Below are 15,284 nucleotides of genomic sequence, written 5' to 3' on the forward strand. Positions count from 1 at the left end.
CATTAGCCTCTATTCCTTCTACCAAATGGCTGAAATTGCTGTGGTCAGCGACATAGCGGCGGCGAATCAAAAATAAAATGCTGGTTTTAGCGTTAGGTTTGCAGCGCTTATAACCCAATTCTTTCGCTTTGTCAATTATTCTCTGGCGCAGTTCATCGCTTACACCCGGCTGATTGGCCAGCGCCCTGCTGACAGTAATTGCTGATACATCTAAAAGCTCTGCAATCATGTTGATGGTTACCTTCTGATTCTTCTTCACAGCCCACCTCCTCACTCTGCAAGTTATCTCTATTATAGGATTCCAAAGATACAAAAGCAAGTTTTCTAACGTTATATTCTACGTTTTATAACGTTATTTAATCGTTTGGTTATCGTTAATATAACGTAAAAAATCCCAGTGGTTCAACACTGGGATTAATCAAACTTTTTTCTGATTAGAATAAGCCAGTAATTCGACCTGATGCTTCCACATCAATTGTCTCCGCAGCTGGCTTTTTAGGCAGTCCCGGCATAGTCATAATATCACCAGTTAAGGCCACTACAAAACCTGCACCTGCTGATATTCGCACGCTCCGGACTGTTATTCTAAAGCCTCGAGGCCGCCCTAGCTTTTTGGGATCATCGGATAGAGAATATTGAGTTTTGGCCATGCATACCGGTAGGTTATTAAATCCAAGCTTCTGGTAGCGGCGCAGCTCTCTTTTCGCTTCGGCTGAGAAATCAACACCGTCAGCACCATAAACCTCAACAGCAATCTTTCTGATCTTTTGCTCTAACGTGTCTTCATCATCATAAATGAACTGCAGTTCTGGCTGAGGCTGCTCGCATAAAGCAATTACTTCTTCGGCTAACCGCAGGCCTCCCTCCCCACCTTTCGCCCATACCTCTGATAGTGCGGTTTTGACACCAAGCTCAGCGCATTTTTCCGCAGTCAGCTTAATCTCTGCATCGGTATCATGGGGGAAGCGGTTAATCGCCACAACTGCTGGCAGGCCAAATTTCTGGGTAATATTCTCTACATGCTTCAGCAGATTAGGCAATCCCTGCTTTAATGCCTCTAGATCCTCTAAATGCAGCTGCTCCAGCTTTGCACCGCCATGGAGTTTTAAGGCTCTGATCGAAGCCACTATCACCACTGCTGCCGGTCTCAATCCGCCAATGCGGCACTTAATGTCAAGAAATTTTTCTGCACCTAGATCTGCTCCAAAACCAGCCTCGGTAACAACATAATCGCCTAAGTTAAGCGCCAGTTTGGTGGCAATCAGGCTGTTGCAGCCGTGGGCAATGTTGGCAAATGGGCCGCCGTGCACAAATGCCGGTGTATGCTCCAATGTCTGCACCAAATTAGGTTTAATGGCATCTTTGAGAACTGCAGCCATTGCTCCATGAGCCTTCAGATCTCCGGCGGTAACAGGCTGATTATCATATGTATAACCGACAATGATGCGGCTCAATCTTGTTTTTAAATCAATAATATCTGCAGCCAAGCATAGAATCGCCATGATTTCTGAGGCTACGGTAATATCAAATCCATCTTCCCGGGGCACACCATTGCTGCGGCCATTCAGTCCATTGACAATACAGCGCAGCTGGCGGTCATTCATATCCATAGCTCTTTTCCAGACAATCCGCCTTGGGTCGATACCAAGTTCGTTGCCTTGGTGGATGTGGTTATCCAGCATTGCTGCCAGAAGATTGTTCGCAGCTCCAATGGCATGCATATCACCGGTGAAATGCAGGTTAATATCTTCCATAGGAACTACCTGGGCATAGCCGCCTCCGGCTGCGCCCCCTTTAATCCCGAAAACCGGGCCCATTGATGGCTCCCGCAGGGCTATGATGACATTTTTGCCAAGGCGCTTTAAAGCATCGCCCAACCCGACGGTAGTGGTGGTTTTGCCCTCACCTGCCGGTGTCGGACTGATGGCAGTTACTAGGATCAGCTTTCCATCAGGATGATCTGCGAGTTTTTGCACCTGCTCCAGGGAAACCTTAGCTTTATAATGCCCATACAGCTCAAGGTATTCCTCATCAATTCCGGCATATTGCGCTATCTCACGAATGGGTTTCAGTTTTGTCTCCTGTGCAATTTCAATATCTGTTTTCACAAAACCACTCCCTATTTCAAATTTATCTGCGATCCCCGCTGCGGCGCGGCTGATAACTGAATACCAAAGTCTTGCCGCCGCAGAACAGTAGGATAATCAACGCAGCGTTAACCAGCACGCCCGAGTACAGCTGCTGAAACTGGACTGCGTTGTTGGTCACTTCCATTAGAGGCATAAAAAATTGAGTTAGAGTGCGGAAAACACCATTGAAGACTATCGTTACAGCTAAACTTTTACTGGAATTATAAAGCCAAGTCAAAATTATGGATAATGCTATTGTTTCGATTATCAGCCAAGCCGGAGATAAATGAAACTCGATTACTCCTTGAAAAAAGTATGTGGGCATCTGCCAGAGTCCCCACAGCAGTCCAATAATCAAGCTGGCCGAGAAGGCGGTGCAGCTCTGCTGCAGGCTAGGAAGTAAATAACCCCTCCAACCAATTTCATCAGCGATAGATCCGAACAGCAGCAAGCTTAAAATGAAATCAGGAAGTAAACGCAGCCAAGAAGAAGCAGTAATTGGGGCTAGCGATAATCCCCGCGTATACACCAGAAACACTAAAGGCACCAGAATTGCCAGCACAGCTATTAGTACAGCTGCCAGAATCCATCTGCCTTTACCAGAAAAATCAACAGCACTTTTAAACAGCCTTGTCACGCTGGATTTCCCTTCGCGAACCCAAACAGCCGCTATCGCTGCCAAGGCTGGACCGAAGCTGGCCAGAATCCTTGCTGCTAAAAGTCCGGTTGTAGTTAAAGCGCTGTCGGCAAGAACATTAGGCAGAAACAGCAGCCAGGAAAAACCGAAACAAATTGCTAGGAAAATCAGGGACGAGTACCTGCTGAGTTTAGTATCGGTCAAGAACATCGACTCCTTTGTCTGATATAACTTATATGAATATACTTCCCCATCACCACTGGTTGTTCCTGTAACAAATGAAAAAAAGCAGGATAATTAGAAAATCTAATTATCCTGCTTTGGTATTACTCAGCTAGATTCTAGAGTGGGAATCCAACAGTTACACGAACACCGTGGAACTTGCTGTCGTTATAGTGACGAATTTCGTCATAGCGATCATTAAGCGGTTTTTGGTGAACGAATTTTGTCTCGTCTTTATAGTCTTCGGAGTTTTGGTATTCAACTCTGAATTTGATGCCGTTAGGTGCATCATAGCTTCCCAGCAGAGCAAACTTGAACGGATCAGCAATAATGTCCTTATCGCTCGGCATATCGTATGCGAAGATCGCACCAACATGCAGGCCTTCTAAGCGCCATACGTCAGCTGTAGCACCTAAGTGTACAGATGCGATGGTTTGATAGCGATTGTCAGCGATGTAGTTTTGATCCCAGTCGAAGTTAACTCTTGCTTGAGCAAATACGTCAGCAAATTCAACTGGAAGAGTGTACTGCGGTGTACGGAAATCTAATTCGTAGTCTAAGCGCATAGCTGTATTATCATCAATAACGCGCTTGTCGTTTACTGTCTCTTCGTCAGGAACGAGAACTGATAATTTTTGATACAGTTCGAACTCGAGAGCATTAGCATTTAAGCTAATTGCGATTTGATCATCAAGGTCGCCGCGAACATCCGGGTTGGTTGTGTCATAGTCAGCGGTTAATGTAGCGTTGAGCACATCATAGCTGAACTTATAAGTTGCACCAACGTTGATGCTGCTGTCGCGATTGTAGATCTTCTCAAGAGGCTTCTTGTCGCCAACATAAGCAATTTTATCGTCTGTGCTTACACCGCGTACGGAAACTTTGTTTACGCCGTCTTTAAACTCACTGTTGCGGTGGCCTGCACGGAGCCATAATGCTTCCGGAATAGCTTCGTACTTAGCAGTTACTTCATACAGCCAATCTTCATCTTGACCGTAGCGAGCATAAACGCCGTTAAGATCTAAGCCCGGAACGATGTCAGTTGAAGCTTCAACAGCAAAGTTGTAATAGAAGGTGTAAGGTGTTTCTGCACCAGCTTCGTTTGCAACTTCGTAGCGAACTACAGCAAGGTTCAGATCAACATAGTCAGCAATGTCAGCTTTTGCGCCAAGCAGAATGTCGTTTGTCTTCGGCTTTAATACGTTACCACCGGAGTGTTTCTCTTTCTCGCGGTCGATCAATGCAAATGTGTATGCTCCGTCTAATGTCAGGCTGACAGGACCGAGATCAACGTTGATCGGAGTAACTCTAATACCAAGGATTCTGTTATCACCATGGAATTTAGCAACGTAAGGTGAATAGTTAACACCTAAACGAGAACCGATGATTGTATCAACATCTTGTCCGTCCTTAATGTAAGGACCAGTTACTACAAGATTGAACGGGCCATCTTTGTTCTTCTTGAAGAAAGGAATGAAGTCACCTTCATCTACGAATCCATCTTCGTCATGCTCAAGAATATAAGTGAAACCCCAGGTTCCGTCTTCACCAAATTTTATTCCACCATGACTTACTTTTGTGCCTTGATTTGATTGAGGTTGTGCAAGTGCTGGAACACTAGCCAGCAATGCGATCAGTGTTAAAACAAGAAACACTTTGAGTGTCTTTCTCATTGACGTAACTCCTTTACTCTAATATTATTTTACCAAAGTACGTATACGGTTTAACGGTTTCGTAGGTAAATCAGTTGTGCCGTCGCAACCCTCCCTTTACCCACGCACAGGCAGTGCATGTTTTATTATATTCATCCCCTCGGATATTCGCTCACGAATATCCTTCTCATGCATCTGCCCTTCCCCGAAACAACCGTACTTTACCATGTTTCGTACCAATTGCCTGCAAGAAAGGCTGCTTCTACCCACTGTCACGGCGGTTCCTTCAACCTCACCGCTTGGCAGATACAAGTGACGGCTGCGCGCTGTCAAGCTGAATCAGCTGAAACATAACAGCAGTCAATGATGCATGAAAAAACGGGGGATAACCCTTGATAATATATTCTGCACTATTATTGGAATACCTTCTCAAAAAATCCATTTTTTTACTAAAATGGATTAAAAATGTCAGTGCAGACACCTTTTACCACTTAATTATTCTCTATGTATTGGTAAAATCCTTTTTATCTGGGATATTTATCCAGAAAAAAATAAAAAAACACCACTCGATCAGTGGTGTGAAATACAAAAAGTTATTTGGTGGACCCCCTGGGATTTGAACCCAGGACCAACAGATTATGAGTCTGCTGCTCTAACCGCTGAGCTAGGGGTCCAACAAAACAATCACCTTGTTATTATACAATGGTTAATTCTGGCTGTCAACAGCTAAAACTACTGCTCAAGGAAATCTTTCAGCTTCTTGCTGCGGCTGGGATGTCTGAGCTTGCGTAGAGCTTTAGCTTCAATCTGCCGGATTCGCTCCCGAGTAACACCAAACACCTGGCCTACTTCCTCCAAAGTGCGAGTGCGGCCATCGTCTAAGCCAAAACGCAGGCGAAGCACTTTCTGCTCTCTTGGAGTAAGCGACTCGAGCACTTCATCAAGCTGCTCCTTCAGCATAGTATAGCCGGCAGCTTCAGCTGGCGCAGGAGCATCCTGATCTTCGATAAAATCACCCAAATGGCTGTCTTCTTCTTCGCCAATCGGGGTTTCTAACGAAACCGGTTCTTGAGCAATCTTCATAATCTCGCGCACTCGCTCAACTGGCAGATCCATTTCTTCAGCTATTTCTTCAGGAGTAGGTTCCCGTCCTAGCTCCTGCAGCAGCTGCCGCGATACACGAATCAATTTATTAATAGTTTCAACCATATGCACTGGAATCCGGATTGTCCTTGCTTGATCAGCAATCGCCCGGGTAATCGCCTGACGAATCCACCATGTAGCATAAGTGCTGAATTTAAATCCTTTGCGGTAATCAAACTTCTCTACCGCTTTAATTAATCCGAGATTGCCCTCCTGAATTAAGTCGAGAAAGAGCATGCCTCTACCCACATACCGTTTTGCAATACTGACAACCAGGCGTAAGTTGGCTTCGGCCAGCATGCGGCGGGCTTCCTCATCTCCCTGCTCGATACTCTTAGCATATTCCATTTCTTGTTCTGCCGTTAACAGCGGAACACGACCAATTTCTTTAAGATACATCCTAACTGGATCATCCAGGCCCACACCCTCAGGAACAGATAAATCCATCTCTTCCTCACGGTCTGCACTATCATCATCCAATTTTTCACCGGTTTCAGGAATAATGTCTACTCCCATTTCCGCAAAACTTTCGTAAATCTCATCTATTTGATCAGGCGAAAGATCAATCTCTTGCAGTGCATCCATAATCTCGCGGTACGAAATTAAGCCTTGCTTCTTCCCGCGTGCAATTAATTCTTGAACATGCTCAACATTCAATACGTCTTTATTTGCCATTTCCGTTCCCCCCTTCCTTAGAAGCTAGTGAGCCTTGATAAAATTTATGATTTACTTTTAACAAGAAATATTTCCCTCCGAACTTCAGCGTATCGCTTAAGGAGCTGACAAAATTGGAGTAAAACATCCGGCTCCCTATGATTCTCCATTAAAGATAATTTTTCCTCTATAGAATTTATGCTGCGGAACCAAACGTTTTCCCTGAATAACTGCAAGTATTCTGACCAATTTCCTGGAGGCTCCGGCTCAGACAGCAGCTGATCAGCTGTTGCTTCACCCTGTTTATCCCAGGCATCAGCCTGCAGCAAATTAAATAAGTATCTATAATCCGCATTACTAAAACTATCGGCATCAAGTCCAATTCTCACCATCTGATCAATTAATCCAGGATTAGTAATTACCAACCTCATGACACAGGCTTCGATGGCTTCAGTCTGGTCAGAACCGAAATCTGAATCGTGATGCTTGGTGTGCAGATCTTTAATAGTATATCTATTTTGAGATGTAATATGTGAGTTCCTGCTCTGAGTACCCACTTTTTCCTCAGCTTCTAGCGAACCGGATGCCTGGCGAAGCTCCTCGATAATTACATCTTGCTCGATAGATAATAAGTTTGCTGCATAATTACTATATTCAGCGCGCACTATGGCACTTTCAACTTTACTCAATATGCTAACTATTTCTTTTGCCGCCTTAATTTTTCCTTCTAGTGAATTAATGTCAAATTGCGCAGCAGCAGTATTAATCTGATACTCTAAATACGGCACTGCGCTCTCTATCCAGGCCGCTACTTCGCGCGCAGAATTGGTGCGGGCAAATGTATCCGGGTCCTGATTCTCCGGTAAAGAAGCGACTTTTACATTTAAACCCGCGTCAACCAAGATGCTTAATCCGCGCTCCGTTGCCTTCATTCCTGCTGAATCACTGTCAAAAGCGAACACCACATTCTCCGTAAGCCTTGAAATCAACCTGGCGTGATGCTCGGTGAAGGCGGTTCCTAAGCTGGCTGCCGTGTTGGTTACTCCTTTGGCATATAGGCTGATGCAGTCCGTATACCCTTCCACCAGCACAATATAATCATTATGTTTAATACTATCCTTAGACCAATTCAACCCATATAAGCTTTTTCCTTTTTGAAAAAGCAAAGTTTCCGGTGTATTCAAGTATTTTGGATTGCCAGAACCGATAATCCTGCCGCCGAATCCAATAAAACGCTGATTCAGATCGCAGATCGGGAACATGACTCGATTGCGAAAGCGATCATAATATCCATTCTTACCTTTGATAACCAATCCGGCTTCTACCGCAAGTTCCAGCGGCAGCTCTGTATTCTCCTGCAAAAACCTTATTAATCCATCCCAGCTGTCCGGTGCAAATCCGATATAAAAATGTCTAGCCAATCTCTCGTCAATGGCCCGCTGGACTAAATAGTTACGAGCCTGTTCGCCCAAATTTGACCGCAGCGTGCGGTAGTAGTATTGAGCTGCTAGGCGGTTCAGCTCCTGCAGCTGCTGCGCTTTAGCAGCTTGTTCCCGCTGCCGAGGCGAAATATTCGGCAGGGGAATTCCCACTTCCTCTGCCAGCGTCTGCACTGCTTCAGGAAAGGATAAATGTCGAGCGTTCATAAGATAATTGAAAATATTACCGCCACTTCCACAGCCGAAGCAGTAATACAGCTGGTTTTCTCTACTGACGTTAAACGATGCTGTTTTCTCATCATGGAATGGGCAAAGACCGACAAAGTTCTTTCCCCGCTGTGTTAGTTTAATATCTCTGCCTATTATATCGACTATATCTACCGCAGAACGTACCTTTTCTACAAAACCTTGATCAAACTGGGCCACAGGATCACCTCACACATTACTCCAGCGACCACCCCTCCGGCAAAAACAATTTTTGAAACTCATAAAGCGCATAGCTGTCAGTCATTCCGGCAATATAATCGGCTGCAGCGCGATGGAGATTATCTGGCACCTGCTCCAGTTCTAATCTCCTTGTCAATTCGTGGGGATTATTTAAGTAATATCGAAACAGCATCTTGATAAGTGTGTCGACTTTCGATTCTTCTTCCTTTGCGGCAGATCCGATATAAACATTTGCAAACAAGAACCGACGCAGTATCTCAGCTGCTTCACTCACTTCATCGCTCATACAAATCTTAGTTTTACCCATACTGCAGTAAACTAAATCCTTAACCATGGTATTGATCCGCTGGGAGCGGCTGTTTCCTAAAACTTCCACTGCCATCGCCGGGAGCTCTTCTTCCGTAATTATCCCCGCGCGGATAGCATCATCGACATCGTGGTTTAAATAAGCGATTCGATCGCACAGCCGAACGATCTGTCCTTCCAAAGTGCGGGGATTTTTGGGTCCGGTGTGGCATAAGATTCCATCTCGAACTTCAGCAGTTAAATTCAACCCCGGATATTCAGGACGCCTCCGCTCCAATACATCAACGACCCGCAGACTCTGCTCATTATGTGCAAAATGTCCAGTCAATTTTTGAAGAGCAGCTTCGCCGGCGTGGCCGAATGGAGTATGCCCTAAGTCATGACCCAAAGCTATCGCCTCGACCAAATCTTCGTTTAAAGCTAAGGCTCGGGCGACTGTGCGGCTAATCTGAGACACTTCTAGTGTATGAGTCAATCTCGTGCGATAATGATCTCCTGCCGGAGCAATGAAAACTTGGGTTTTTGATTTCAGCCGGCGGAAACTCTTGGAATGGATAATTCGGTCTCGATCACGCTGAAAAGCCGTGCGCACGTCGCACTCCGGTTCAGCGAACTTTCTGCCTTCACTCGCGGCAGCTAATGCAGCCAGCGGCGACAGCAGTCTCCGTTCCCGTTTTTCATATTCCAAGCGCAGCTGCATTCCATCACTCCCACAGCGATTGTGGTAACAATAATAAATACCCATACTATAATGTATGGGTTCACCAAAACGGGGGAAGATTCCTTCCCCCGTAGCTTAAACTTTTTGTTAACCTTTTACCGTGGATTGCGAATGTTAGCTTGTGCAGCTGCCAAACGTGCAATCGGCACACGGAAAGGTGAACAGCTTACATAAGTTAATCCTACTCTATGGAAGAAATCGACAGATGCTGGATCTCCGCCGTGCTCACCGCAAACTCCCAGTTTGAGGTTGGGGTTGGCTTCGAGACCTTTCTTCACACCGATTTCGACCAGAGTTCCGACACCCTCTTGATCAAGGGTTTGGAATGGATCTTTTTCTAAGATGCCCTTCTCTGTGTACACCGGCAGGAAGTGCGCAGCGTCATCACGACTGTAACCAAAGGTCATTTGGGTTAAGTCATTAGTACCAAACGAGAAGAACTCAGCCACTTTAGCGATTTTATCTGCAGTAACTGCTGCGCGAGGCAGTTCGAGCATGGTTCCAACAGAGTATTCTAATTCGACACCATATTCTTTCTGCACTTCTTCAGCCACTTGGACGCAGACATCCTTCATCAGTTCGAGTTCCTTCACGACGCCGACTAAGGGAATCATGACTTCAGGAACTACCTTTTGACCGGCTTTGGTAAGCTCAGCAGCAGCTTCAAAAATAGCTCTTGCCTGCATTGCATAGATTTCCGGATAAGTTACACCCAAACGGCAGCCGCGGTGGCCTAACATTGGGTTCAGTTCCTTCAGGCTTTCGATAGTTTCGTTCAGCTCGTCGAGGCTGACACCCATCTCTTCAGCCAATTCCTTGATCTGCTGAGGTTCAGTCGGTAAGAATTCATGCAGCGGCGGATCCAGTAAGCGAATTGTTACTGGCAACCCTTGCATTTCTTTAAAGATCGCAACAAAGTCGTTTTTCTGGTATGGCAGCAGTAAAGCTAAAGCTTTCTCTCTGCCTTCCTGATCTTTAGCTAAAATCATCTGGCGCACCGCTTTAATCCGGTCACCTTCAAAGAACATGTGCTCTGTACGGCACAGCCCAATACCTTCTGCTCCGAATTCACGGGCAACATTCGCATCATGCGGGGTATCGGCATTAGTCCGGATTCCCAGAGCGCGGAATTCATCGGCCCATGCCATTAATGTGCCGAAGTTACCTGTAAGCTGCGGATCAACCAGCTCAGCCTTACCAAGAATTACTTCTCCGGTTGTTCCGTTGAGAGTAATCCAATCGCCTTCTTTGAGGACATGTCCGCCGATATTTACTTCGCGCTTAGCTTCGTTAATTCGAGCATCGCCGCATCCGGCCACACAGCATTTACCCATACCGCGGGCAACTACTGCAGCGTGAGAAGTCATGCCGCCGCGGGAAGTTAAGATACCTTCAGCAGCATCCATACCACCGATATCCTCAGGAGAAGTCTCTGCACGAACCAGGATTACTTGTTCGCCCCGCTCTTTCCAAGCTTCTGCATCCTCAGCGTTAAAGACAATGCGTCCCATAGCAGCACCAGGAGATGCGGGCAGACCTTTGGCAATCACAGTTACTTCCGCTTTAGGATCGATCTGCTTGTGCAGCAGCTGATCTAGCTGTTCTGGTTCAACGCGCATTACAGCAGTTTTCTTATCGATTAATCCTTCTTCTACCATTTCAACTGCAATTCTCACTGCAGCTTGAGCTGTACGCTTTCCTACGCGGGTTTGGAGAAGATACAGCTTATCCTCTTGGATGGTAAACTCGATATCCTGCATATCTTTGTAGTGCAGCTCGAGTTTCTTATAAATATCAACTAATTCTTTATAGATCTCAGGCTTTTCTTCTTCCAGGTCCTTAATAGGATGGGGTGTGCGGATACCGGCAACCACGTCTTCACCCTGAGCATTCATCAGATACTCACCGTAGAAAACATTTTCACCAGTCGAAGGATTGCGTGTGAACGCAACTCCAGTACCGGAATTATCGCCCATGTTGCCAAATACCATTGCTTGAACATTTACAGCTGTACCCCAATCATCGGGAATATCATTCATTTGGCGATAGCGAATTGCCCGAGGAGTATCCCAGGATAAAAATACGGCATTAATGGCACCGCGCAGCTGCTCAAACGGACTATCCGGGAACAGCCGGCCAGCTTCTTTCTGAACAATTTCCTTATACTTCTCTACCAGTTTCTCAAGATCTTCTGCATCTAAATCGGTGTCATCTTTTACGCCTTTTGCATCTTTAGCAGCGGAAAGCGCCGCTTCAAAGCTTGCATGGTCTACACCCATAACTACGTCGCCATACATCTGGATAAAGCGGCGGTATGAATCCCAAGCAAAGCGCGGATTATTGGACTTCTTAATTAAGCCTTGAACTGTCTGGTCGTTTAAGCCCAAGTTAAGTACAGTATCCATCATACCGGGCATCGAAACTCTTGCACCGGAACGAACAGACAGAAGCAGTGGATTTTCAGTATCACCAAATTTGCCACCCATGGCTGCTTCGACTTTGGCAATATTTTCTAAGATTTGCCCTTCAAGTTCTGCCGGCCACGCTTGATTATTTTGATAAAACTCAGTACATGCTTCTGTGGTAATAGTAAAACCTGCCGGAACAGGGATTCCTATTTCGATCATTTCGGCCAGATTTGCACCTTTACCGCCAACCAGAACCTTGTTACCGGATTGACCATCTGTTTTACCATCACCAAAAAAGTATACCCATTTTTTGGTTGTCATTGCTCTATTCCTCCTTCTTCTAATACTCTATATTGGAATGCCTAAAAAGGAGACACTCTCCTTCTCAGCTCACACCGGCTATATTATTCGTTAAAACCTGGAATAATCCTGCCAATAAGAGATACATTTCACTTTTATACAACAATCAGGCTGAAATCAGCGTATGCATTAAATAAACTAATTACCTTTTGAAGCAGTCCTAAACGGTTAGCTCTGATCTCAGCATCCGGATCCATAATCATTACTGCATCAAAAAACGCGTCGATCGGCTGCCTCAGAGATGCTAAAGACTGTAAACTTTCCTTATATTTCCCGCTGCCCAGATTTTTATGAACAGCAGCTTCTACCTGCTCCAGCGCAGCAGCCAATTCCCGATCCGCTTCTGTGAAATGTTCCGGATTAACGGTTTCTGGATCATATTTGGCAGCAATCTTATAGCTGCGCTCGAAGGCAGTATGGAGATCGGAAAAAGTGCTGTCTTCCCTAAACTCATCTAAAACGGCAATCTTAGCTTTAACAGCGGGTATGCTGGTTAGACCTACCGCTGTAACTGCATCGATTGAGTCATGGCTGTAGCCCTGCTCCAGCAGATTTACTCTGATACGACCGGCAAAAAACTCCAGCAGTGAGTTAACGATCGCATCGGCTTGGTCTTCAAATAATGTTCCATAGGATGCCAAGGCTGTCTCTAAAAGCTGCTTCAGCTCAATATCGATATTATTTGCCAATACAATTTGGACAACCCCCAATGCCTGTCTGCGCAGGGCAAATGGATCCTGAGAACCGGTGGGAATTCTGCCTAAACCAAAATACCCAACCAAGGTATCAAGTTTATCAGCTAGGCTGACAATAATACCTGGCGTAGTTTCCGGAACTTCATCCTGGGAGAACCGAGGCAGATAGTGCTCCTTGATTCCGACCGCCACCTGAGGATCCTCTCCACTGAGCAGAGCGTATTTACTGCCCATTACACCCTGCAGTTCTGGGAATTCAAAAACCATATTAGTTACCAGATCCGCCTTGCAGAGTGCGGCTGTACGGACTACGAGTTCCTGGTCACCCTCTTTATCAAGCAGTTGGCAGAGAGCTTTTGCGTTATTAATAATCCGGTTAACCTTATCATAAATTGTTCCTAAGCCATCCTGGAAGACTACACTTTTTAATCTCTCTACATAGTTTTCCAGGGGCTGTTTGCTGTCTTCTTCATAGAAGAACTTGGCATCCGCAAGGCGAGCATTTAGCACTTTTTCATTGCCTGCGGTTACCAAGTCAAGCTGGTTATCGGCTCCATTGCGAACCCCAATAAATCTGGGCAGCAGTTTTCCGTCTTGGGCAAACACAGGAAAATAGCGCTGATGCTCTTTCATTGATGTGACTAACACTTCCATCGGTATATCCAAATATTCCTCAGGAAAACTCCCTAAAAATGCTGTTGGATATTCCACCAGATTAGTAACCTCATCCAGCAAGGCTTCATCAGGCAGAACCTTTCCACCGATTTGAGCCGCCAGGTTATCTACCTGTTTCCGAATAATCTCTCGGCGCAAATCGAAGTCTGCAATAACATATACTGACTTCAAGGTTTCAAGATATTTATCAGGATGCTCAATTGTCACTCTACCTTGGGAAAGCTGGCGGTGCCCGTACGAAGTATTACCAGAAACTACATTTTCAATGGTAAATGGCACTACTTCCTGATCTAAAAGCGCTACTGCCCAGCGGAGGGGCCGCGCGTATCTCAGCTCGCAGTCTCCCCAGCGCATATTTTTGGGAAAGGATAATCCGGTAATAACCTTAGGAAGCATCTCAGCCAATACTTCTTTGGTCGGTAAACCTTTCACGAATTTATTGGCAAAAAGATACTCGGCATTGCCCAGAGTTTTTACAAATAAATCATCTACACCAACTCCCTGGGATCGAGCAAATCCTTCGAGCGCTTTTGTTGGTTGACCGTCCTTGTAGGCGATGTTTTTTGGTGGGCCTTTAACTTCTTGAGCCAGATCCTTCTGCCGCTCAGCAATATCGTTAATTTTCAATGCCAAGCGCCGCGGTGAGCTGTAAACATCAAACCCTGAAAAACCGATTCTGGCTTCGGCCAGCATTTCTTCCATCAGCTCAGCTAGCTGTTTGGATGCAGGCAGAATGAACCTTGCTGGCAGTTCCTCCAGCCCGATTTCAAGCAGAAATTTCACGACTTCTTCACCTCACGTTTCAGCATTGGAAAGCCCAGTCTCTCCCGCTCTGCCAGATAGCCTTGGGCTGCTATGCGCGCCAGCGCCCTCACTCTGGCGATGTAGCCGGTTCTTTCAGTAACACTAATTGCATTGCGGGCATCAAGCAGGTTAAACACATGAGAGCACTTCAGCACATAATCATAGCCCGGCAGAACCAAATCTAATTCGATCAAGCGCTTCGCTTCTGCCTCGTACATCTCGAATAAGGTAAACAAACCTTTTGCATCTGAGTAATCAAAATTATACTTGGAAAACTCCACTTCGTTTTGATGAAAAACGTCCCCATATGTAACCCCATCTACCCACTCCAAATCAAAGATGCTGTCCACACCCTGAATGAACATTGCCAGCCGCTCTAACCCGTAGGTGATTTCAGCACAGACCGGCTTAACATCAATACTTCCTACCTGTTGGAAATAGGTAAACTGCGTGATCTCCATGCCATCAAGCCAAACTTCCCAGCCCAGTCCCCAAGCGCCCAGCGTTGGCGATTCCCAGTCGTCCTCAACAAACCGGACATCGTGGTTGCGAAGCTGAATCCCTAATGCCTCTAAACTGTTAAGATAAAGCTCCTGAACATTGTCAGGCGATGGTTTTAAAATTACTTGAAACTGGTAATAATGCTGTACCCGGTTTGGATTCTCCCCGTAGCGTCCATCGGCTGGACGTCGACAGGGCTGAACATAGGTCACGTTCCACGGCTCAGGACCCAGCGCTTTAAGAAACGTTGCTGGAGCCATCGTACCGGCTCCAACCTCAATATCATAAGGCTGGTAAATAATGCAGTTTTGGCGGCTCCAATACTCCTGCAGTTTTAGAATAATCTCTTGAAAATTCATCGTCTTCACCCTCTCAAACTCAGTCAGAAATAAAAATAAACCTTTGCCCGCATTCAGGGACGAAAGGTTTACTTCCGCGGTTCCACCCTGGTTGATCTTAATGTTAAGATCCACTTTCAGAACCATAGCTCA

The 15,284-nt window shown here is 45.8% G+C and carries 11 protein-coding genes, 1 tRNA gene and 1 other annotated feature (1 of these 13 running past the window's edge); all 12 genes read right to left on the minus strand.

What is annotated here, in order from left to right:
* A partial coding sequence (locus GX019_05305; protein ID HHT36578.1) for a LacI family transcriptional regulator occupies positions 1–259 on the minus strand: 259 nt, incomplete at its 3' end.
* A 175-nt stretch (positions 260–434) separates the two neighbouring features.
* On the minus strand, positions 435–2,108 hold the full coding sequence (locus GX019_05310) for a formate--tetrahydrofolate ligase (GenBank protein HHT36579.1): 1,674 nt from the start codon (positions 2,106–2,108) through the stop codon (positions 435–437).
* Positions 2,109–2,130: 22 nt separating this feature from the next.
* A complete protein-coding gene (locus tag GX019_05315) occupies positions 2,131–2,970 on the minus strand; it encodes a CPBP family intramembrane metalloprotease (protein ID HHT36580.1) in 840 nt (279 codons plus the stop codon).
* Positions 2,971–3,107: 137 nt separating this feature from the next.
* The gene (locus GX019_05320; GenBank protein HHT36581.1) at positions 3,108–4,229 is read right to left on the minus strand and encodes a hypothetical protein; all 1,122 of its coding nucleotides are present in this window, start codon (positions 4,227–4,229) and stop codon (positions 3,108–3,110) included.
* 703 nt (positions 4,230–4,932) lie between these two features.
* A complete protein-coding gene (locus GX019_05325) occupies positions 4,933–5,082 on the minus strand; it encodes a hypothetical protein (protein HHT36582.1) in 150 nt (49 codons plus the stop codon).
* A gap of 156 nt (positions 5,083–5,238) precedes the next feature.
* A tRNA-Ile gene (locus GX019_05330) sits at positions 5,239–5,314 on the minus strand.
* 58 nt (positions 5,315–5,372) lie between these two features.
* Complete coding sequence (gene rpoD / locus GX019_05335) at positions 5,373–6,458, minus strand: RNA polymerase sigma factor RpoD (GenBank protein ID HHT36583.1); 1,086 nt, start codon at positions 6,456–6,458, stop codon at positions 5,373–5,375.
* Between the two features lie 44 nt (positions 6,459–6,502).
* Positions 6,503–8,302 carry a DNA primase gene (locus GX019_05340; protein HHT36584.1) on the minus strand — a complete coding sequence of 600 codons (1,800 nt, stop codon included), beginning with the start codon at positions 8,300–8,302 and terminating at the stop codon, positions 6,503–6,505.
* A gap of 16 nt (positions 8,303–8,318) precedes the next feature.
* Positions 8,319–9,329, minus strand: a complete 1,011-nt coding sequence (locus tag GX019_05345) for a deoxyguanosinetriphosphate triphosphohydrolase (GenBank protein HHT36585.1) — start codon at positions 9,327–9,329, stop codon at positions 8,319–8,321.
* A gap of 116 nt (positions 9,330–9,445) precedes the next feature.
* Positions 9,446–12,079: a pyruvate, phosphate dikinase gene (locus tag GX019_05350; GenBank protein HHT36586.1), complete on the minus strand. Its 2,634-nt coding sequence runs from the start codon at positions 12,077–12,079 to the stop codon at positions 9,446–9,448.
* Positions 12,080–12,213: 134 nt separating this feature from the next.
* Positions 12,214–14,271 (minus strand): glycine--tRNA ligase subunit beta, encoded by a 2,058-nt coding sequence (locus GX019_05355; protein ID HHT36587.1) that lies wholly within the window; start codon positions 14,269–14,271, stop codon positions 12,214–12,216.
* Positions 14,268–15,152 (minus strand): glycine--tRNA ligase subunit alpha, encoded by an 885-nt coding sequence (gene glyQ / locus GX019_05360; GenBank protein HHT36588.1) that lies wholly within the window; start codon positions 15,150–15,152, stop codon positions 14,268–14,270. The genes GX019_05355 and glyQ overlap by 4 nt, the downstream gene beginning before the upstream one ends.
* Before the next feature lie 52 nt (positions 15,153–15,204).
* Positions 15,205–15,284, minus strand: a binding site (T-box leader) (it continues 97 nt past the right edge of the window).

It is taken from the genome of Bacillota bacterium (assembly GCA_012837335.1).
Taxonomy (GTDB): domain Bacteria; phylum Bacillota; class Limnochordia; order Darwinibacteriales; family DTU012; genus DTU012.